Origin of the sequence: Capnocytophaga sp. G2, assembly GCF_035282625.1 — a bacterium.
Taxonomy (GTDB): Bacteria; Bacteroidota; Bacteroidia; order Flavobacteriales; family Flavobacteriaceae; genus Capnocytophaga.
The window spans coordinates 23,418-44,938 of the sequence record NZ_JAYKBU010000017.1 but is presented as its reverse complement, the minus strand read 5'-3'; the positions used below and the strand labels follow the sequence as shown (position 1 = coordinate 44,938).

The 21,521-nt window shown below is 36.2% G+C and carries 21 protein-coding genes; 13 read left to right on the top strand and 8 right to left on the bottom strand.

Translation table 11 applies throughout. The features are described 5' to 3' along the window. Positions 1 to 156 precede the first annotated feature (156 nt). The 3 genes from VJJ03_RS09740 to rplS form a co-directional block, all read right to left on the bottom strand. Positions 157 to 762 (bottom strand): superoxide dismutase, encoded by a 606-nt coding sequence (locus VJJ03_RS09740; protein ID WP_323975297.1) that lies wholly within the window; start codon positions 760 to 762, stop codon positions 157 to 159. 78 nt (positions 763 to 840) lie between these two features. Further along, entirely contained in the window at positions 841 to 1,908 is a 1,068-nt protein-coding gene (locus VJJ03_RS09735) for a beta-ketoacyl synthase N-terminal-like domain-containing protein (protein WP_323975296.1), read from the bottom strand. A gap of 86 nt (positions 1,909 to 1,994) precedes the next feature. Continuing rightward, positions 1,995 to 2,345 (bottom strand): 50S ribosomal protein L19, encoded by a 351-nt coding sequence (gene rplS, locus VJJ03_RS09730; protein ID WP_009746667.1) that lies wholly within the window; start codon positions 2,343 to 2,345, stop codon positions 1,995 to 1,997. A gap of 239 nt (positions 2,346 to 2,584) precedes the next feature. Here rplS and VJJ03_RS09725 point away from each other — a divergent pair, with 239 nt between their 5' ends. The 3 genes from VJJ03_RS09725 to VJJ03_RS09715 are packed head-to-tail and all read left to right on the top strand — an operon-like array spanning position 2,585 to position 5,894. Beyond that, complete coding sequence (locus VJJ03_RS09725) at positions 2,585 to 3,898, top strand: TolC family protein (RefSeq protein ID WP_009746666.1); 1,314 nt, start codon at positions 2,585 to 2,587, stop codon at positions 3,896 to 3,898. A gap of 16 nt (positions 3,899 to 3,914) precedes the next feature. Then, the gene (locus VJJ03_RS09720) at positions 3,915 to 5,141 is read left to right on the top strand and encodes an efflux RND transporter periplasmic adaptor subunit (RefSeq protein WP_009746665.1); all 1,227 of its coding nucleotides are present in this window, start codon (positions 3,915 to 3,917) and stop codon (positions 5,139 to 5,141) included. A 6-nt stretch (positions 5,142 to 5,147) separates the two neighbouring features. Further along, the gene (locus VJJ03_RS09715; protein ID WP_323975294.1) at positions 5,148 to 5,894 is read left to right on the top strand and encodes an ABC transporter ATP-binding protein; all 747 of its coding nucleotides are present in this window, start codon (positions 5,148 to 5,150) and stop codon (positions 5,892 to 5,894) included. A gap of 84 nt (positions 5,895 to 5,978) precedes the next feature. On the opposite strand, the gene VJJ03_RS09710 is transcribed toward VJJ03_RS09715, so the two are convergent. The 4 genes from VJJ03_RS09710 to VJJ03_RS09695 are packed head-to-tail and all read right to left on the bottom strand — an operon-like array spanning position 5,979 to position 8,859. After that, positions 5,979 to 6,455 carry an S-ribosylhomocysteine lyase gene (locus VJJ03_RS09710; RefSeq protein WP_009746663.1) on the bottom strand — a complete coding sequence of 159 codons (477 nt, stop codon included), beginning with the start codon at positions 6,453 to 6,455 and terminating at the stop codon, positions 5,979 to 5,981. 32 nt (positions 6,456 to 6,487) lie between these two features. Further along, on the bottom strand, positions 6,488 to 6,862 hold the full coding sequence (gene crcB / locus VJJ03_RS09705; protein WP_009746662.1) for a fluoride efflux transporter CrcB: 375 nt from the start codon (positions 6,860 to 6,862) through the stop codon (positions 6,488 to 6,490). A 12-nt stretch (positions 6,863 to 6,874) separates the two neighbouring features. Continuing rightward, complete coding sequence (locus VJJ03_RS09700) at positions 6,875 to 8,266, bottom strand: NupC/NupG family nucleoside CNT transporter (protein WP_009746661.1); 1,392 nt, start codon at positions 8,264 to 8,266, stop codon at positions 6,875 to 6,877. Between the two features lie 11 nt (positions 8,267 to 8,277). Continuing rightward, positions 8,278 to 8,859 carry a bifunctional nuclease domain-containing protein gene (locus tag VJJ03_RS09695; protein WP_323975291.1) on the bottom strand — a complete coding sequence of 194 codons (582 nt, stop codon included), beginning with the start codon at positions 8,857 to 8,859 and terminating at the stop codon, positions 8,278 to 8,280. 171 nt (positions 8,860 to 9,030) lie between these two features. Here VJJ03_RS09695 and VJJ03_RS09690 point away from each other — a divergent pair, with 171 nt between their 5' ends. The 3 genes from VJJ03_RS09690 (at position 9,031) to alaS (ending at position 13,670) form a co-directional block, all read left to right on the top strand. Next, positions 9,031 to 9,954, top strand: a complete 924-nt coding sequence (locus tag VJJ03_RS09690) for an SPFH domain-containing protein (protein WP_323975289.1) — start codon at positions 9,031 to 9,033, stop codon at positions 9,952 to 9,954. Positions 9,955 to 10,081: 127 nt separating this feature from the next. Then, positions 10,082 to 10,861 (top strand): glutamate racemase, encoded by a 780-nt coding sequence (murI, locus tag VJJ03_RS09685; protein WP_323975287.1) that lies wholly within the window; start codon positions 10,082 to 10,084, stop codon positions 10,859 to 10,861. A gap of 175 nt (positions 10,862 to 11,036) precedes the next feature. Then, positions 11,037 to 13,670 carry an alanine--tRNA ligase gene (gene alaS / locus VJJ03_RS09680; protein ID WP_323975285.1) on the top strand — a complete coding sequence of 878 codons (2,634 nt, stop codon included), beginning with the start codon at positions 11,037 to 11,039 and terminating at the stop codon, positions 13,668 to 13,670. Positions 13,671 to 13,712: 42 nt separating this feature from the next. On the opposite strand, the gene VJJ03_RS09675 is transcribed toward alaS, so the two are convergent. Continuing rightward, positions 13,713 to 15,158: an MFS transporter gene (locus VJJ03_RS09675; RefSeq protein ID WP_323975283.1), complete on the bottom strand. Its 1,446-nt coding sequence runs from the start codon at positions 15,156 to 15,158 to the stop codon at positions 13,713 to 13,715. Positions 15,159 to 15,261: 103 nt separating this feature from the next. Here VJJ03_RS09675 and VJJ03_RS09670 point away from each other — a divergent pair, with 103 nt between their 5' ends. The 7 genes from VJJ03_RS09670 to VJJ03_RS09640 all read left to right on the top strand — a co-directional run bounded on the left by VJJ03_RS09670 (position 15,262) and on the right by VJJ03_RS09640 (position 21,477). Next, positions 15,262 to 15,507, top strand: coding sequence for a FeoA family protein (locus VJJ03_RS09670; protein WP_009746655.1), 246 nt, complete (start codon positions 15,262 to 15,264; stop codon positions 15,505 to 15,507). Beyond that, the gene (gene feoB / locus VJJ03_RS09665; protein WP_009746654.1) at positions 15,500 to 17,611 is read left to right on the top strand and encodes a ferrous iron transport protein B; all 2,112 of its coding nucleotides are present in this window, start codon (positions 15,500 to 15,502) and stop codon (positions 17,609 to 17,611) included. Before VJJ03_RS09670 ends, feoB begins: the two co-directional genes overlap by 8 nt. 59 nt (positions 17,612 to 17,670) lie before the next feature. Next, positions 17,671 to 18,237 carry a LemA family protein gene (locus VJJ03_RS09660; protein WP_009746653.1) on the top strand — a complete coding sequence of 189 codons (567 nt, stop codon included), beginning with the start codon at positions 17,671 to 17,673 and terminating at the stop codon, positions 18,235 to 18,237. A gap of 127 nt (positions 18,238 to 18,364) precedes the next feature. Beyond that, a complete protein-coding gene (locus VJJ03_RS09655) occupies positions 18,365 to 18,736 on the top strand; it encodes an EthD domain-containing protein (protein WP_009746652.1) in 372 nt (123 codons plus the stop codon). A 5-nt stretch (positions 18,737 to 18,741) separates the two neighbouring features. Beyond that, positions 18,742 to 19,494, top strand: a complete 753-nt coding sequence (locus VJJ03_RS09650; protein ID WP_323975281.1) for an RNA polymerase subunit sigma — start codon at positions 18,742 to 18,744, stop codon at positions 19,492 to 19,494. A gap of 62 nt (positions 19,495 to 19,556) precedes the next feature. Further along, entirely contained in the window at positions 19,557 to 20,483 is a 927-nt protein-coding gene (locus VJJ03_RS09645; RefSeq protein WP_009746650.1) for a DUF3829 domain-containing protein, read from the top strand. Between the two features lie 79 nt (positions 20,484 to 20,562). Then, positions 20,563 to 21,477 (top strand): M48 family metallopeptidase, encoded by a 915-nt coding sequence (locus VJJ03_RS09640; protein ID WP_323975279.1) that lies wholly within the window; start codon positions 20,563 to 20,565, stop codon positions 21,475 to 21,477. Positions 21,478 to 21,521 lie beyond the last annotated feature (44 nt).

Sequence of the window (21,521 nt, the reverse complement as noted above, 5' to 3'; positions counted from 1 at the left end):
ATTTTAAGAATTTATCTCTGTAAAAAGTAGCTCAATAATTGTGCCATTTTACTCTATTTTAATAAAAAATCTAAAAGAAAGAAGCCATTCTCTTAGAAATAGCTTCTTTGTATATTCAAAATAACTGATATAAGAGAGATCTTATCTACAAAAGGTTTATTTATTTTTGTGATATAACTCACTTACTTTATTCCAATTGATAACATTGAAGAATGCTTCAATATAGTCTGCTCGACGATTTTGATAGTTTAGGTAATAAGCATGTTCCCATACGTCTATTCCTAATATAGGAGAGCCACATTGTATATGAGGCATTAAGGGGTTGTCCTGATTGGCAGTAGCACATACCTCTATTTTCCCTCCTTTGTGTACAGTAAGCCATGCCCATCCTGATCCAAATTGGGTAGCAGCAGCTTTTGAAAAGATCTCTTTAAAAGCTTTAAAAGAACCAAATGCTTTATCAATAGCCTCAGAGAGCTCCTTTGAAGGAGTCATCCCCTTATCAGGAGTTAAGATCTCCCAAAAAAGATTATGATTGTAATAACCTCCGCCATTATTACGAACTGCTTTGTTTTCCGGGTCTAAATTAAGGAGGATATCTTCAATACTTTTTCCTTCTAACTCAGTTCCTGTAATGGCATTATTTAGGTTATCTGTATAGGCTTTGTGGTGCTTGGTGTAGTGAATTTCCATAGTACGTGCATCTATATAAGGCTCAAGAGCATTATATGCATAAGGAAGTTCAGGTAGATTAAATGACATATTTTTATTTTTTAGTAATAAAGTACAAAGATATAAAAAATGATTAATATAAAAAACTATTTTGTATAAATAGAATTGTTATTTTTTTCTTAATAATATTAAACTGTGTTCTTTCCCTAAGTATTGGTTATAGAGTAAGATATACTGGATGGGAGCATTTACCTCCTTTTGGGTAAGTATGTTCAAGGATTGAGGTACGGTGCCTTTCTTGAGAGCATTACAAGTAATCCATAATCCAATAGCAGAAGCCGTAAGAAACTCTCCTGTTAGATGTTTGTAGATAAGTATAGGAATAGAGGAAAATAAATTTTCAAAGGCTTTGAAATAAGGAATATCATCTTTGTTGTCATTTCTTCCAGAGATAACCATTGAAATATCATTAATAGTAATTCCTTGCTGATGTAGAAAATGGTTAATGAAAGTAGGAATTTCATTGATATCCATTCTGTTAAGGAAAGATACCTCTATAAGTTCTGCAAATGTACTCTCATTACAATAATTAGAAAGAGCAAAGAAGGTTGCCCCTTCCCCAAAACGAACCCCTTGAGTTTTTGGTGATAAAATGGATTGAGGGAGACTTCCTTTATCTTTTATGATGTTTGCTAATTCATATAAATAGAGGGTATGAGGGCTGTGTTCATCTACTCCTCCTACCAAAACATTTTTCAGTAAATTCTGCTCCATTTGCATCTTAGCCTCCAGTAAGGCGCTTTCAAAAGAGACTGCCCCATTTACGTATGTGAAATTCATTCCTTTGCATTGCATATTCAGTGCAATTTGCCCTGCAACTGTATTATGAGTGGATTGTATGAATGCTGTAGGAGTAAGGTGTTGTTCCTGATTGTCTAAAATACCTCGTAAGAATTTCTCAGAGTCCTGTACGCATCCCATCCCCGTTCCTACTAATATAGCTTCGGGAGAGGAGATTTGTGCTTGCTTTAGTGCATGAATTCCCGCTACAATTCCCATTTTTACTCCTTTAGCCATTCTTCGGATAGATGCCGGTGGAATATACTCCTTATAAGCAGGTTCTATAGCATAGAGTATATTATTCTCCTTGTTTTCAATAGAATAAGAGGGGAACTCCTCCGTAAAAGAGGGCTGTACGGAGATACAGGAGGCTCCATTAATAAAAGTTTTGCTCATGATAGGTCTATCAATTGAAAATGAATAGAAATTATAAAAAAAGGCTGTCAATTGACAACCTTTTTGTTATGATCACGTTTAAAAGACTATTTTCTTATTTCTTTGATACGTGCTTTCTTACCACGTAATTCTCGATAATAGAAGATACGTGCACGGCGTACCTTTCCGTATTTGTTAACTTCAATTTTCTGAATAGCAGGCATATTGATAGGGAAGATACGTTCTACACCTACTTCACCTGACATCTTACGGATGGTAAATGTTTCTGTTGCACCTGTACCTTTTCGTTGGATAACGACTCCCTTGAAGAACTGAATACGGGATTTTTCTCCTTCTTTGATTTCATAATACACTGTAATAGTGTCTCCGGTGGAGAAATCAGGAAAATCTTTCTTTGTAATGAGATTGTCTTGTACGTACTTTAATAAAGACTCCATAAAAGTATAAAAATTATTAAATTAACCCTAAGCAACATATACGTCCTTCGCCAGAGGTTACTTAGCGGGTGCAAAGATACTCCTTTTTTTTTATCTGACAAATTTTTATCTAAAAATATTTTGATAAAGAAAGGTATAAAAAATTTATATAATTGCTATATAATTCCCGAAAAATTATTACTTTTGTAGTTCAAATGAGCACCTAAATATTCTGTTAGGTACTCCAAATGTAATAAAAGATGAAAATGAAATATAAAACTATCTTTATTGCCCTTTTGTCTCTTCCTATATGGGCTCAAGAAAAAACATGGTCTCTTACTGATTGTATTAACTATGCGATTACTAATAATATTTCAGTAAAGAAAACACAACTTAACCAACAGATAGCTTCCGTTAATCATCATCAGGCAAGAAGTAATCGCTTGCCTAATGTAGGAGCTAATGCTTCAGCAAATGTAAACAATGGATCTGTGATTAATCAGATAACGAATGATAGGGTGAACCAAACTACCTTCACTAATAGTTTTGGCATAAGTGCTTCAGTTTCTCTCTATGAAGGGAATAGATTGAACCTACAAATACAGCGTACACAGTTGGTGTTGGAACAGAATGAATTATATGTAAAAGAAGCTCAAAATAATATAGTACTGAGTGTGTTAGAAGCTTATCTGCAAGCGCTTTTTAAGTATGAGAATATTACAGTTGCCAAGAATACGGCTCTTTCCTCTCAGGAAGAACTTGCACAGGCAAGGAAGCGTTTTGAAAATGGGGCTATAGCTAAGATTGATCTTATTGAAATAGAAACACAAAACGCCAATAATCAATACAATATTATACAAGCTCAAAACCAATATGAAACTCAGGTACTTGCTCTCAAGCAACTTTTAGAACTCCCTGTAGGGACAGATTTCAGAATTCAAATTATTCAGAAGGAGGAAGTTAATGAGCCTATTGAAAACAAAGAAGTCATTTTCCAGCAAGCCTTACAACAACTTCCTAATACAAAAATATATGAAAAACAGAAAGAAATAGCGCAGAAGGATATTCAGATAGCCAAATCAGGCTTTCTACCTACTCTGTCTCTTAGTGCAGGTGTAAATACAGGATATTCCAATCGTGCGGAAGTGAATTATAGAACACAGTTAGATAATAATTTTGGACAAACGGTGGGACTCTCACTCAATGTACCTATTTTTTCTCGTTACAAAAATAGAGATAATGTTACTTTAGCTAAAATTTCTGAATCACAAGCTGAACTTGAACGTAGACAAGCTGAAAAAGACCTCTATACCAAGATAGAAACAGCTTGGCATAATGCTACCACACATCAGGCACAGGAAGTTGCTTCTAAAACAGCGCGTGATAATGCTAAGTTAGCTTATGAACTTGCTATGAAAAAACATGAATTTGGTAATCTTACCAATACAGAACTCTTGGTCAGTAGGAATACCTATCTTAATGCGGAGCAGACCTATTTGCAGAATAAATACATGGTAATACTTTACCAACAATTGTTGAATTTCTATCAAGGGAAGAATATTGATGTTCATTAAAAAATAAGATAAAAGAATGAAAAAGATATTAAGAAATAGTATTTTTACTCTATTGTTAATTGTTATAGGATATGGGGTATATTACTTTTTCTTTAAGGAAAAGCCGGCTATTATAGTTTTGCAGAAGCAAAAGGTAGAAAAAGGAGATGTAACCACAGAAGTAACTGCTACGGGAAGTGTGCAACCTGTGGATGAAATAGAGGTGGGTACACAGGTTTCTGGATTGGTGAGTAAGATATATGTGGATTACAACAGCCAAGTGAAAAAGGGAGAACTTTTAGCAGAGTTGGACAAAACCAATCTGCAAGAGAATGTGATTAATGCACAAGCCAATTATAATGCTTCTCTTAATGAGGTTACTTATTACCAGCAAAATTATGATCGCAAAAAAAGCATGTATGAGAATCAGATTATTAGTAAGGCAGATTTCGAGCAAGCTTATTATCAACTTCATAATGCTAAGGCTGCAGTTACCCAAAGGCTTACTATTCTGAACCAAGCTAAAACGAATCTTGGGTATGCCAATATCTATGCTCCTATTGATGGAGTAATCCTTAGTAGGGAGGTAGAAGTAGGACAAACGGTGGCTGCTACGATGAGTGCACCAACCCTCTTTAAAATTGCTAAAGATATTAAGAAAATGCAGGTAGAAGCCAATGTGGATGAGGCAGATATAGGTCAAGTGAAGTTAGGACAAAGGGTAACCTTCACTGTGGATGCCTATCCTTTGGAAGAGTTTCAAGGAAAGGTCTCTCAAGTACGGCTTTCTCCCACAACTACCTCTAATGTGGTTACCTATACCGTTATTGTAGATGCTGAGAATCCTGAAGAAAAACTAAAACCAGGACTTACTGCGACCATTATCATCTATACGAATGAGTTAAAAGATGTTACAACACTTAATAACAGGGCAATTAATTTCTCTCCAGATCTTTCACTCTTAGCAAAGTATTATCTGCAGAAAGGAATAAAAGCACAAATGCCTAAGGTTGAGATAGGCAAGGGAAAGAATAAGTATGTATGGGTTGAAAATTCTGATGGTACGCTCTCTCAGAAGCCAATTGTCATAGGAAGTAATGATGGTATTAATGTAGAGGTAATGAAAGGAATCACTGTAGGAGAGGAGGTAGTAACGTCTCTTAATAGTATCAATCCGTCAGCAAAAACAGCAGATGATCAGCAAAATGGAGGTAGTCCTTTTATGCCTCGTTTCCGTAGAAGGCAGAATACTAAGGCAAAATAGAAACTTATGAAGAAGTCAATTATTGAAATAAGGGATATGAAGCGAGAATTCAAAATGGGGAGTGAAGTCCTAAAGGTTCTCAAGGGGATCAACTTAAGTATCTATGAAGGGGAATTTGTAACTATTATGGGTCCCAGTGGTTCTGGAAAATCTACTTTACTGAATATATTAGGCTGTTTGGATAGGCCTTCTTCAGGAGATTATCTTTTAGATGGTATTTCTGTAAAAAATATGACAAAAAATGAATTGGCAAATGTGCGTAATACCAAAATAGGATTTATCTTTCAGGCATATAATCTTTTGGCAAGAACTTCTGCTATAGAAAATGTAGAACTACCCTTAATGTACAATTCTAAAATTTCGGCAAAAGAGCGTAGAGAGCGTGCTATAGAGGCATTGAAAAGGGTCGGTTTGGAATCCCGTTTGCATCACATGCCCAGTGAACTTTCAGGTGGGCAACAGCAACGAGTAGCCATTGCACGCTCTTTAGTGAATGACCCTGTAATCCTCTTGGCAGATGAAGCTACAGGAAACTTGGATACACGTACCTCTTATGAAGTTATGGAATTATTCCAAGACCTCAATGACAGGGGAAGTACTATAGGATTTGTTACGCATGAGGATGATATTGCACATTTTAGTAAGCGCACAGTAGTGCTTAAGGATGGTAATATTATTAATGATAAGCCTATAGAGAATCGTTTCGATGCGAAAGAAGAACTTAGAAAAATAAATAGTACAGTCCAGGAGTAGTGAATTACAAGGAAAAGTTTTTGAATATTAAAGCCCTCCATAAAAGCAATAAAACTTTTTGGAGGGCATTCTATTTTAATAAGATTAGGATGGATAATTTAAGTTTTCTTCGGTTAGGTGATAGAGTACTTCTTCCAGATACTTTTTAGCCTCATATTTTGCCATAGGAAGATTATTATTATAATAATTTCCACATTCTATGGCTGAGGCTCCAGGAATATCTCCTTCAAAATTGGCTATATATTCAAACAAATGAGTGATAAGGGGAGCAATTTCTTTGGAAGTATAATCACCAGCCAAAATAAGGTAATTCCCAGTCATGCATCCCATAGGTCCCCAATAGATAATTTTATCCTTCCAATCGCTGTTACGGAGCCATGTAGCCGCCAAATGTTCCATAGTATGTATCTCTGCCCCTCCTAATACAGGTTCTCGGTAGGGGGCTTTCATACGAATATCAAAAGAAGTAATCACTTCATTACCTACAACATCTCTACGAGAGAGATAAATTCCTCTTTGTAATTTAAGGTGATTTACACAAAAACTAGCTATTCTTTCCATTTATTAGTTAATTTTATTTGAATTAGTAATATCTATAAATATGTTTTCCCTATATAAGTTCCTCCTATGAGAGATAAAAAGCCTATAAGAATACTTAATACAATATACAAAAGAAGTTGTATATAGTTCCCTTGTTGCCATAAATGCACATTCTCAGCCGAAAAGGTGGAAAAAGTAGTGAACCCTCCACAGAATCCAGTAATGAATAAGTATTTGGTTAGGGAATTTTCTCTGATAAGAGAAATTCCTACTCCTATAAGTAGGCAGCCTAGTATGTTTATAGTAAAAGTCGCCCACGGGAAAGGTCTTATCCCTACCCATCGCATAATAACATTATTAGTCATGTAGCGAAGCATACTTCCCAGTCCTCCACCTATGAATACAAGGAGAATTTTTGATAAGGACATCTTTGATGATTTTTAACCTAGGATCATTCCTGCAATGGTGGCGGACATAAGGGAAGCAAGTGTTCCTCCTAATACAGCCTTAATTCCAAATTCGGAAAGAGTTTTACGCTGACCAGGTGCAAGAGAACCAATACCTCCTATTTGTATCCCGATGGAGGCAAAATTAGCAAATCCACATAGGAGATAAGTTGCCATGATTATTGATTTGTGATACATAAAATGCATAGGGGCAGTAGGATCCTTTAGTACTGCTAATTGGGTATACCCTACAAATTCTGAAGCAGCAAGTTTGATTCCTAAGAGTTGTCCTACCAGCATCATATCCTCCTTAGCAACTCCGATGAGCCACATAATAGGAGAGAAGATAGAACCTAAAATCATTTCCAAAGAAAGCTTATCATAAGGGAGGAAATTACTGTCAGCAATAATAGGGTTTAAGAAGGTAACATCACCCACCCAACCAAGGAAGTAGTTTACCATAGCAATCAGGGCAACAAATACTAAAAGCATAGCTCCCACATTGGCTGCAAGTTTTAGTCCTTCTGTAGTTCCTGTACTAATTACATCAAGGATATTGCTGCCATATTTTTCATTAGAGGTTGTATATTGAGTAGGAATAGCTTCTTCCTGAGGATATAATATTTTTGAGACAACTACGGCTCCTGGGGCAGCCATAACAGAGGCGGCTAAAAGGTGTTTAGCAAATTCTAATTTTAGGACTTCATCACTACCTCCTAAGAAATTGATGTAAGAAGCCAGTACGCCCCCAGCTACTGTTGCCATACCACCGACCATTACCAAGAGAATCTCGCTTTTGGTCATTTTTTCTAAGTAGGATTTTATCATAAGAGGAGCTTCTGTTTGTCCTAAGAAAATATTTCCTGTAACGGAAAGGCTTTCTGCTCCGGATATTTTCAGAGATTTACTCAGTACCCATGCTAACGCTCGGGTAAATACCTGAATAATACCATAATAGAAAAGAATAGAGGTAAGAGCAGAGAAGAAAATAATGGTAGGGAGTATCTGAAAGACAAAGATATATCCAATTCCGTTTATGTCCATTAGATTACCGAAGAGGAAATCACTACCTGCTTTAGTGAAGTCCAGAATGAGGAGAAAGAACTTTCCAGCGAGTTCAAATACACGTCTTACCCATTCTACTCTCAGTACACCGAAGGCTAAGAGTAGTTGTATAAGAAGTCCTACGCCGACAGTTTTCCAAGCAATGGCTTTGCGATTATGACTAAAAAGAAAGGCAATCATAAGAAGCACACACATTCCTAAAGCACCTCTTAATATACTTTCTATAGATATTCCTTCACTAGGAATAATAGTGGTTTGTTGGGACTGTGAATAGCCTGTTATAGAGAATAACAACGCTATAAAAGTATAGATAAGTCTCATAGATATTTGTATTATATTTTTTTCCTTCTATTAAGTTCGTCTTGTATTTCACCAGCCAATTCATAATCTTCTTGTTCAATAGCCTCATTCATTAGTTTTTCTAATTCTCCTGTAAGATAGCGTTTTAGATTATTTTTTGGAAGAGTACGTTCATTGGTATAAGTTTCTTTCTCCTCTGGCGTATCAGGTTCTTTAGGAAGAGAGCCATATTTTTCAATAAGTGATGTAGCAACAAAGAGAGGGATTCTGGAGCGGATTACAATTGCCATAGCGTCGCCAACACGGATAGGGAAAGAGAAAGTTTCTCCTGCTTTTTCGCAGATAATTTGCCCATAGAATATTCCCTCACGAAAGTTGGTGATTTGTGCTTGTACAATATGCATATCATTAGCTTTCATGATATCTAATATGACATCATGTATTAGTGGGACAAGGGTAGGAAGGCGCAAAGTTCCATGTTGGATAGTATAGGCTTCTAATTCTCCAATAATAATGGGTAACTGGCGTGCTCCATCTGTTTCTTTTAAGAGAAGGGCATAATTATTATGGGACATATTACCCAGTGATTTTATGTACATTTGTGTCCATTCCATAAATCTGTATAATAGAGTGCAAAATTAGGTAAATTTATTTATTTTTGCAATCTTTATTCAAGGGATTTTTAATGATATTAATTTTTCTTTAAGGATAAAAATAATAAAAAGAAAATATTGTTTTTGTTTTTAGAAAGTTGTATCTTTGCCCCAATTAAAATATTATTAGTTATGAGTTATACCTACGTAATTTTAGGCTTAGTTTTTCTGTTTGTTTTCTTTTCTTTATTCTTTACAGTAAGGCAACAAACAGCAGTCTCTATTGAGCGTTTTGGAAAATTTCAGAGTATTCGTCATTCAGGTTTGCAATTAAAAATTCCCATTATTGATAAGATTGCTGCCCGTATTAGTCTTAAAATTCAGCAATTAGATGTAATTGTAGAAACTAAGACTTTGGATGATGTATTTGTGAAAATCAAAGTTTCTGTACAGTTCGTTGTTATTAAGGACAAGGTGTATGATGCTATTTATAAATTGGAGTATCCGCATGATCAGATTACCAGCTATGTCTTTGATGTGGTACGTGCAGAGGTACCTAAAATGAAGTTAGATGATGTTTTTGTAAAAAAAGATGATATTGCTATTGCTGTGAAGCGAGAGGTACAGGAATCCATGGAAACTTATGGATATGATATTATTAAAACTTTAGTTACTGATATTGACCCCGATGCACAGGTGAAAGCGGCTATGAATCGTATCAATGCAGCAGAACGTGAAAAGGTGGCTGCTCAATATGAAGGAGATGCGCAGCGTATCCTTATTGTAGAGAAAGCTAAAGCAGAGGCCGAAAGTAAGCGTTTGCAAGGACAAGGAATTGCTGACCAACGTAGGGAGATTGCACGAGGTTTAGTGGAAAGTGTTGATGTGCTTAACAAGGTGGGTATTAGTTCTCAGGAAGCATCTGCTCTTATTGTAGTTACTCAGCACTATGATACCCTTCAATCCGTAGGACAGGATGCCAAGAGCAATTTGATATTGTTGCCTAATTCACCTCAGGCAGGTGCTGAAATGCTTAGTAATATGATTGCTTCCTTTGCTGCCTCTAACCAAATAGGGGAGATTGTACGTAAAGAAAATGCTAAAAAGGATAAATAAGAAAAGTTTTTCTCATTATTATTATGATAAGGGGTGTGCTATTGGCATACCCCTTGTTGTCTAAACCAATTTTTTACAAAAGTAAATGATAATTATCTTTGTACTTTTGCCTGTTAATTGATAACTTATGAATACCCCAATTGGATTATTTGATTCGGGAGTAGGAGGAACCACTATCTGGCGTACTTTAGTGCGTTTGCTCCCTTATGAGGATACCCTATTTTTAGCCGATAGTATCCATGCTCCTTATGGAGAGAAGACCTCTGAGGAGATTATAGCTCTTTGTGAAAAGAATACAGAATATTTGCTTGAACATAATAGTAAGCTCATTATAGTTGCCTGTAATACAGCTACCACTAATGCTATTAGTCATCTTAGAGCTAAGTATAAAGTACCTTTTATAGGAATAGAACCTGCTATAAAGCCAGCGGGGCTTTATAGTCAAACTAAGACTATTGGTGTATTGGCGACACAGAGCACCCTTCGTAGTGCATTCTTTGCTCGTACCTGTCAGCAATTGTTTGATAAGGGTATCCATGTAATAAAGCAAGAAGGAGTGGGCTTAGTACCTCTTATTGAAGAGGGTAGAATCAATACTCCTGAAATGATAGAACTTTTAGAGAAATACCTTCAACCTATGATAGAACAAAATATGGACTATCTTGTCTTAGGCTGTACTCATTATCCTTACCTTACCTCACTTATCTCAGAAATCCTACCCGAAAAAGTTCGTATCATGGACTCAGCAGAAGCGGTAGCTAAGCAAACTCAACGTATACTTTCTCAAAATCACTTACTTACAGAGAATAAGGCTACTCCATCACATCTTTGGTTGACCAATAAAAATGTGGAAATCCTCCAATCCTTTGCTCCAACGGGAGTACAAGTCCATTATGAAAACTTTTAAAGGATAGTCAAGCATATTCCTCTTATAAATGATCAGTGAATCTCAAGGATAGGAGTTTAACAAGGTAGGAAAATATATAAGAAAAACCACAAATTTAATGTATGAGCAATAATTGGCAATTGATATTTATTTTGTATCTTTGCCCGATTTTTATTTAAGGTATAATATTTAGTATATGACCTCACAAGAGATAAGACAACAATTTTTAAAATTTTTTGAAAGTAAGGGACATGTTATTGTGCCTTCTGCTCCTATGGTTATCAAGAATGATCCTACACTGATGTTCACCAATGCGGGGATGAATCAGTTCAAGGAGTATTTCCTTGGTAATGCTAAACCTAAGCAAAAAAGAGTTGTAGATACCCAAAAGTGTCTTCGTGTATCAGGAAAGCATAATGATTTGGAGGAAGTAGGCAGGGATACTTACCATCACACTATGTTTGAAATGCTCGGTAATTGGTCATTTGGTGACTACTTTAAGAGAGAAGCTATTAGTTGGGCATGGGAGCTCTTGACAGAAGTCTATAGAATTCCTAAGGAAAACCTTTATGTAACTGTTTTTGAGGGAAGTCCTGAGGAGGGAGTTCCTCTTGATCAAGAGGCTTATGATATTTGGAAAGAACGTATTGCAGAGGATCATATCCTTTTAGGAAATAAAAAAGATAATTTCTGGGAAATGGGAGATCAGGGTCCGTGTGGGCCTTGTTCAGAGATACATGTGGATATCCGTTCTGAGGAGGAGAAAGCTGAAATACCTGGACGTGATTTGGTTAATCGTGATCATCCGCAGGTGATTGAAATTTGGAATAATGTATTCATGGAGTTCAATCGTAAAGCAGACGGTTCTTTAGAAAAGCTCCCTGCGCATAATGTGGATACAGGAATGGGTTTTGAAAGGCTTTGTATGGTCTTACAGAAGAAACAGTCTAACTATGATACAGATGTTTTCACGCCCCTTATCCATAAAGTAGAAGAAATAACTAAAAGCAAATATAGTAATGGTACAAATGTAACCCCAGAGCAAGAGGAGATAAATGTAGCTATCCGTGTAGTTTCTGACCATATTAGGGCGGTAGCCTTTGCTATTGCCGATGGTCAATTGCCCTCCAATAATGGAGCAGGCTATGTAATTCGTCGCATCCTTAGAAGGGCTATCCGCTATGGTTTTACTTTCTTAGGACAGAAAGAACCCTTTATCTATAAATTAGTAGAAACCCTTTCCAAACAAATGGGAAGTACCTTTCCTGAATTAGAAAAACAACAATTCCTTATTATGAGTGTTATTAAGGAGGAGGAAGCCTCTTTCTTGCGTACTTTGGAGCAAGGCTTATTGATGTTGGATGTAATGATACAAAATAATCCAGATAAGCAACTTTCAGGTAGTAAGGCTTTTGAGCTCTATGATACTTATGGTTTTCCTAAGGATCTGACAGCATTGATTCTTTCAGAAAAAGGAATGACTTTGGATGAAAGAGGTTTTGAAGAGAACTTACAGAAACAAAAGGAACGTTCTCGTGCGGCTGCTCAAGTAAAAGCAGATGATTGGGTAATACTCCGTGATGATGAAGAGGAAGAATTTATTGGGTATGATACTTTAAAAGCTATCGTACGACTTGTGAAATATCGTAAAATAGAAAGCCAAAAGGACGGTACACTCTATCAATTAGTCTTTAATACAACACCTTTTTATCCAGAAGGAGGAGGACAAGTAGGAGATAAAGGGACTTTGCAGGCAGCCAATGGCGAACTTATCTATATTTTGGATACTAAGAAAGAAAACAACTTAATTATTCATATCGCAGAGCATCTTCCAGAGAATCTTAATGATCCATTTCAAGCAGAAGTAGCCTCTCTGTCACGTACTTTGGCAGAGGCAAATCACAGTGCCACTCACTTACTTCATCAAGCTCTACGTGAAGTATTGGGTACCCATGTAGAACAAAAAGGCTCTCATGTGGCTCCTGAATCCTTACGCTTTGATTTTTCTCATTTTGCTAAACTTACTCAGGAGGAGCTTAGGAAGGTAGAGCGATTGGTGAACAAGCGTATCTTTGAGAAAATCCCTCTTGAAGAGCATCGTAATATACCTATTAGGCAAGCAATAGAGTCAGGCGCTATGGCTCTTTTTGGAGAAAAATATGGAGACCATGTGCGTATGATTCAGTTTGGGGAGAGTAAGGAACTCTGTGGAGGAACTCATGTAAAGAATACGGGAGATATATGGTTCTTCAAGATCATTTCAGAGGGAGCTGTAGCGGCTGGAATCCGTCGTATTGAGGCTATTACCAGTGCAGGAGCACTCAAGTATTTTGCCGATCAGGAGGCTCTCTTGGAAGGCATCAAGGCATCGCTTAAGAATCCTCAAGAGCCTATCAAATCGATTATAAATTTACAAGAAGAAAATGCACAATTGCATAAGGAAATAGAACAACTTAAGCGAGAACAAGCCGAACAATTGAAAGAAGGGTTGAAGAAAGAATTTATCCCTATAAATGGGATACAATGCCTTACCAAGCAATTGAATTTGGATTTGGCTACTCTTAAGGATTTGGCTTTTATGTTAGGAGAAGAAGTCAAAGATGCCTTTATACTCTTTGGAACTGTCCAAGAAGGAGGAAAAGCAATGCTATTGTGTTATATTAATAAAGAACTTACTAAGAGTAAAGGTTTGGATGCAGGCAAGATTGTACGTGAGCTTGGTAAATATATTCATGGAGGTGGTGGAGGTCAACCTTTCTTTGCTACTGCAGGAGGTAAAAAACCTGAAGGTATTATTGAAGCTTTAGAAAAAGTGAAATTTTTATTATAATATAAGGCGAGCTACTCTAAAGCAGCTCGCCTTATTTGATAGTTATATCTGAGGATAATCATACTCAGTCGGGTGTTTTTCCTTAACATAACGATCTACATCTAAAAGGATACCTAAAACGATCGGGATATTATTCTCCTTATATCTACGTGCCCAAAAAGAATAAGCCCAACGAATTTCATCTGTTCCTATATTACTGTTGAGTAAGTCTCGGTCAATTTCTGTAACGTCATAGTTTCTGTATACAGCTCTAAGTAACTTAACCTGAGCCTTTAGAAATTCTTCTTCTGTAATATGACCATCGATTCTTTCTTCTACATAGGAGATCTGCATGACTCTATCTATATCTTCATACAGTGCAGGGGTGTTGTTCAGGTAATATATCTTAAGAAGAAATCTCGCTCTTGAAGAATAACGTATTAGCTGATTGAGCTTCATGTGATCCAAAATAATATTTTTGAAGAAATGCCAAAAGCAACTAAGTACATAAGAGTCTGTTCCTAAGTAATTAACAAAATCATGGAGTGCTTGGTTCTTTTCATCTATTTTCTTTTGACCTGTAGGTTTTATAGTAGGTGTAATATCCTCTAAGAAGAATATGTTTTGGTAGTCAGAGAGTATTTTTTTCATAAAATCACTGTTGAATTTCTCAAAATTCCACTTGTAATACTCCCCAGGCTTGTCAAAGGTGAGATAATCTTCGCTCTTTGCCTTAAAATCAAAAGGATTATAGGTGAGATATGTATTATTCTCCTCTGAATAGACAATATCATCCTCCTCGTATAGGACATCTGAGTAAGGATCTTCTTCTTCAGATTCTCCCTCTTCATAGTGGTAATAAGAGGTTTCTTCTGAATAGTCCTGATTCGAATAGGTGTACTGATCCAAGTCCTTTTCATCTCCTTGCCCATAGGCATAGATACTTACAGCCGAAACAAAAACGAGAGCGATACCGTAAATATTCAAAGTGATTCCTCCCAGTAGCCGCATACCTCGTCGCCAAAGCCATCTTCCTATAAGAAATACAGGAAGACATCCCATAAGGGTAAATAAGAATATAGAAAGGGATGCATCTTTTTCTATTTCGAAAGAAAAATGATGGAAAATATATATGATAAGGTAGCTAATAAACAATACAGCTATGAAGATACCCTCTGTAAGTAGCAAATCAGCCATCCAAGGTATAGGAGTGAGTGATTTTTTCTTTATATAATACCAGATAATGCCAATAATAATTCCTACTACCATCGAAAAGAATAAGAAAAGACACATAGAGTGCAAGAGTAGGAGGAAAGAACTTGCATACTGGCTATTGTCTGTCAGTAAGTAGAAAGGGGAAAGTAACATCTCGGTGAGCTCACTTGCAGGACTTCCTACATTTATATAGAGGTGATTATCAATCATATCTGTCATAAAGATAAGTAACCCTACCAATAACAAGAAGCAGATTTGCACCAATACTATTGAGCGTAATAGATAGTTTTTCATGCTTTTGAATACTTGTTAAAATTCATGACAAAAGTAAATAAAATTTTTTATACTTAGGAAAAAAATAGTATCTTTGCTTCTTTAAATTAAGTATAAATAAAATATGACGCTTACAGTTAATAAAATGAAGCGTGGAGAGAAGTACCTTATTAAAGAGGTGAATACAGAGATGCTTCCCATTAAATTATTAGAACTGGGGTGCCTACCTGGTAATGAAATAAAACTTGTAGAGATTGCTCCCTTAGGAGACCCTTTTTATTTGATTATTAATGATATTCATCTGGCTATCCGTAAGGAAATGGGGCAATATATTGAGATAGAACCATGTAAATCCACTACAAATGAGTAAGAATCAAATCAAAGTAGCCCTCATAGGAAATCCTAATGTAGGAAAGACCTCTATTTTTAATCTTCTTACGGGAATGAACCAGCATGTAGGGAATTATCCTGGAGTTACTGTGGATAAGAAGGTAGGTTTCTGTAAGCTTTCCCAGACACTCCATGCTCGTGTATATGACTTGCCAGGTACTTATAGTACCAATCCTAACTCCATGGATGAGAAGGTAGCTATTAGTTGTTTGTTGGACAGAGATGACATTGAATTCCCGGATGTAGTAGTGGTGGTGGCTGATGTGGAGAACCTTAAGCAAAACTTATATCTCTTCACTCAAATAAAGGACTTCAAGATTCCCACGATATTGGCTATTAATATGGCAGATAGGATGAAATCTCGTGGAATTACTATTGATATTCCGGCACTTGAATCACAACTTCACACGCGAATTGCCCTTATAAGTACCCGACAAAAGACAGGGATAGAGACCCTTAAGAACCTTATTATCAATTATAGAAAGCTCCCTTTAGAGCCAATATTAGATATTAACCGCATTGATCCTACTTTCTTCCGATTCTTGAAAGAAAAGTTTCCTAATGAGGAATTGGGTAAGCTCTGGATGGTTATTTCTCAGAATTTTGAAATGGTAGGTAACTTACGTAAAGTAGAAATTCAGAAAGAGAACATAAAAACAGAGGCAGAGATTAAGCGCATGCAACAGCGGGAAACGATTCTTCGCTATCAGGTGATTAATAATGCTTTGAAGGATACTTATAAGGTAACAGCAGTAGGAACTCGTGCTCTATTGGACAAGATACTCTTACATAAGGTATGGGGTTATCTTATTTTTATGGTAATATTACTACTTATTTTTCAAGTAATTTTTTATGTAAGTGAATATCCTAAAGGGTGGATAGAGAATGCTTTGGCATGGGTAGGTGAATGGATATCCGAGGTATTACCAGAGGGATCCCTTACCTCTCTTTTGGTGGATGGAGTTATACCTGGGCTTACAGCAGTAGTCTCCTTTGTTCCTCAAATAGCTTTACTTTTTTTCTTTATCTCCTTATTGGAAGAGAGTGGTTATATGAGCAGGGTTGTCTTCCTAATGGATAGGATTATGCGTCCTTTTGGGATTAATGGGAAGAGTACAATTCCACTGATTTCAGGTGCTGCGTGTGCTATTCCTGCAGTGATGGCTACTCGTACTATTGAAAGCTGGAAGGAGCGGCTTATTGTTATTTTGGTAACTCCTTTTATTACCTGTTCAGCAAGGCTTCCTATATACTTGATTATGATAAAATTAGTTATTCCAGAAGGGAATTATTTTTTCTTTGATAATCAGGCTGTAGCTCTCTTTCTTCTCTATATGTTGGGGGTATTTATGGCTATTTTTTCAGCGTGGCTTCTGAGCAAATTCTTAGTATTAAAGAATTCTTTCAAGTCTCATTTTATCATAGAAATGCCTACCTACAAACTGCCTCTGATACGTAATGTGTTACTAACTGTGTATGAGAAATCAAAAGCTTTTGTAGTTAATGCAGGGAAGATTATCTTTTTTATAACGGTACTCATTTGGTTTCTACAGACTCATGGAATTACTCAAAAGTATCGTAATGCTGAGGCATATACAGAAAAACTTGCATTACAAAATGGCTGGGATGAAGATGAAAAGGAACATTATTTGTTGGGTTATCGTACTGAGAATTCTTTATTAGGAAATATGGGTAAGTGGGTAGAGCCTGTTTTTCGTCCTTTAGGCTATGATTGGAAGATTAGTATTGCTGTATTAGGTTCTTTTGCTGCACGGGAAACATTTGTAAGTACTTTGGCTACTATTTATAGTTTAGGAGAGGTGGATGTGGAAGAAGGAGAAGCCCAGCAGCGTACAGTCATTACGCGACTGCAACAGGAAAAGCGTCCTGATGGTACACCAATGTTCAATCTTGCTACAGGAGTTTCTATTCTGTTATTTTTTGCCTCTGCTATGCAATGTATCAGCACTTTTTCTATTGTGCGCAAGGAAACCAATAGTTGGAAATGGGCAATCATTCAATGGCTTTTTATGACAGGCTTTGCTTATCTTTCTGCATTTGCAGCCTATCAAATTCTTAGTTAAGAATAGGAATATCCATTTATTTTAATTATTTTTGCCCCAAATTTAATTGTTTTTATATTATGACAGGATTTATTATTACCCTTGCAATTATAGTAATTGTAGTGTTTTGGTACATCAGTGCCAATAACAAATTAGTAGCTTTGGCAAATAATCGTGAGAATGCTTTTGCCGATATAGATGTACAGCTCAAACAGCGCCATGATCTTATTCCACAACTTGTAGCGGCGGTAAAAGGTTATATGAATCATGAATCAGAGGTGCTTACCAAAATCACTCAAGCGCGCAGTCATGCTTTGGCTGCCACAAGTATCAATGATAAGATAGCTGCTGAAAAGGAACTCTCCTCCGCTATGGGAGCCTTCAATATACAGGTAGAGGCTTATCCTGAACTTAAAGCAAATACCAATTTTATGCATTTGCAAGAAGAAATAGCCGATATTGAAAACAAATTGGCATCAGTTCGACGTTATTTTAATTCTACTACTAAGGAGCTCAATACCGCTATCCAATCCATCCCTACCAATATTGTAGCTGGATTTAAAAAAATGACTCCTCAACCTTTCTTTGACTTAGGAAAAGAAGATCGTAAACAGTTGGATAAGGCACCGGAAATCTCATTCAGCTGATAAGAAAGAATAGCAAATAATACAGAGGAGAGGGTTATTCTTTTACCAAATAATAAAAATTATGAGTCTTTCCTCTTAAAAGGGGAAAGAGTAGAATATTATACAATAATTGGTAAATTAAAGAATAATGTTTAAGATTATAATGTTTGTTCGTAAGAAGGCTTCTCTTACAACAGAGGAATTTGTAAAGCTATGGGAAGCACATTCTCAAAAAGTCATAGGTTATAAGGAGGCATTACTCATAAAAGATTATGCAAAAACATTTCCCTTTCAGCCCGTGGATGAGAAATCATCTACTCAGCGTGAAACGCTTCCTTTTACTTTTGATGCTATGGGAGAGTTATGGTATGAAAGCAAAGATGATTTTATCAAAGCACGCAATACTCCTGAAGGACAAAAAGCCTTAGCAGATCTTCGTAAAGATGAATTGAAATTCGTAGATATGGCAGCTTCCGTGATGTGGCTTGGCTTTGAAGAAAGAATATTTGATAAAAACTAATAGCTATGAATGGAGAAGTGGCACAACTCTGTAACATTGTAATTGCTGCCAAAAAAGCATTACAAACAAAAACTACTATAGATTATCTGTGTGAGGAATATGTAAAGAACCTTACTTTTGTATTTTCAGAAGAGGGTTTTTATAGTGCTAAAAGTGTGAGTGATTGGTATACTCATTGTCTTGAAAAAGGGCTACAAGATGTGAAATATGCAACCCCTACTACAGTGAAGAATAGAGGTATATTAGGTTTTTCCAATACAAGTGGAAGTAGTATAGTTTGTTTCTTTACCGGTGATGTGGTGAGTTATTTTACCCCTGAGTGGGCGTATAAAAATGATGGCTGGGATATTCTCTATACAGAGAGGTTGTGGAAGAATGCTCCGAAGGGGGAGCCTTTGTTTTCCGATAATACTAAGGATTTTAAAAAAGTATTGCAAGAAATAGCTGCTTTTGCCGATAAGATAGGCTTTCAAGGGTTTGCCAATATTTTCACTAAAGCTTTTGATATATTAGAAGGAACAGGAGTGAATGATACTTATTATGCTCAATATTTGAAAAATATTCCTATGCCTGAGGCAAATGTTCGTCTTTTTTGTGCTGCAGAAATTGCTGATGTATTTGGAGCAATGGGCTCATGGAATGATAGCCCTTCTTATGAAGCATATGAAAGAGGTTTGGAAAAACAATATGATATGCTTTCTGGGCAATTGCTTACACAAATACGCTTGGCACTACTTTTCGCAGTTAATCAGTGGTAACATCAAAAAAAATATGTATCTTTGCAGAAGAATAAATATATTTTAATTTAATAAAAAGAGATATGAAAAAAATTATTTTAACTTTGGTTCTTGCAGGAGCTCTCTTAGCAGGGTGTAACTCTAACTCCAAGGGTAAGAATCCTTTTGATTCCATAAGTGGACAGAATCAAGCTAATGAAGTAATAGGATTCTATAATGATGCTTTAGAGTTCTATAAGAGAAATAGTTCCTATACGGATGATGTTGTAGACTATGTGGATGAAGCACAAGAGTTTCTTCAAAAGAAAGCAAGCGGAGGAGTTGCCATTAAGCCTATCAGACCTATGAAGATGATTACGGTTTCTGCGAAGGATAACCTAAAAGTGCCTGATGGATTTGGAGATAAAAAGGAAATTATAGAAAAAGCTTTTGAAGCTCTCAAGACACACTCCGATAAAATAGGAGCTTCTGCAGTAGAAATTAACTCTTATTTGGAGGCAGAGGATTATAAGGATGATCAAGGAAAAAAACTACAAGATCTCAAAAAAACAATACAAGAAGAAGCAACTGCTTTCTATGATAGTCATGATACCCTTTTTGATGCAATGAGGGCTATTGTGGATCAAGCAGAGGAAAGTATCCTTAAAGACCATCCTCTTAAGGACAATATCCTTGCAACGAAGAAACTTCTTACCCAAGAAGGGGATCTCTTAGATGAAGTTCTCCGACAAGGAGAAGCAAATACCTTTGATGAAGCTAAGTTGCAAACTCTCTACAAGAATATAGAAGATCTATTGGATAAAAATCGAAAGATAGAGGTAAAGAGTAAAACTCCTTCTGATAAAACAAATTATGAGGATATTCACAAAGCTACAGAAAAGTTCTTAGGAGCAGCACGTAAGCTTATCCGTAATGGAAAAGAAAATAAAACTATTAGTGAAAGAGATTATAATGACCTCTCAGATGAATATAAAGACGTTATTAGTGCTTATAATTCATTTGTGAACTAATAATTATTCAAAGAAGTTTGTTTTAAGTCCTCTTTATAGCAAGAGAAAAGAACTTAGGAGGTACTTTTGTTCTGTGATTATGCAATATCTTGGAATACAACAACAAATAACAAGGAACAACATCAAGTCTATCTTGTTCCTATTAGCATTTCCCCTGCTTATTTTAGCAGGGGTATATGTAGTATTGTATGTATTCTCTGAGCAAGATATAGAACAAGCTAATAGTCAGTTTGTTTCAGTAATTCCCCCTGTACTCATTGGGGTTACTGTGTGGTTTTTTATTTCCTATTTTTTCCATACTCAGATGATACAGATGGCAACTCAATCCGAGCCCTTAGAACGTCGGGAGAATATGCGGGTATATAACCTAACGGAGAACCTTTGTATGTCGGTAGGAATGACTATGCCTAAACTTTATATTATAGAAAGTGATGCACTAAATGCTTTTGCTTCAGGAATTAATGAGAAGACTTTTTCAGTTACACTTACGCGCGGGATTATTAATACTCTGAATGATGAAGAATTGGAAGGGGTCATTGCCCACGAACTTACTCATATCCGTAACCGTGATGTCCGCTTGCTTATTGTTACCATTGTATTTGTGGGAATCTTTGCAACTATTGCTGATTTAGCCTTTCGGATGCTACTTAATGGGCAATATTCTTCACGCAATCGGAAAAATACTAAAGGAGGAGGTGGTATACTTCTTATTCTTTTGGTGGCAGGAGCCGTCTATTTCTTGTCTATTCTTTTCAAACTTGCTCTTTCTCGCAGTCGTGAATATATGGCGGATGCCGGAGCCGTAGAGATAACACACAATTCCTTGGCACTGGCTAATGCACTGAGGAAAATATCAGGACACTCTACTATTAAAGGGATTAAGAATGATGAGGTTAAGGAGCTTTTTATTGATTATAAGGCACAAGGTTTCTTTTCTCTTTTTGCTACCCATCCTCCTATTGAAAAACGCATTAAGATATTAGAACAATATTGAAAAGTGAACTTATAAAACTCTCTGGACAAGTAAAAAACTGAATT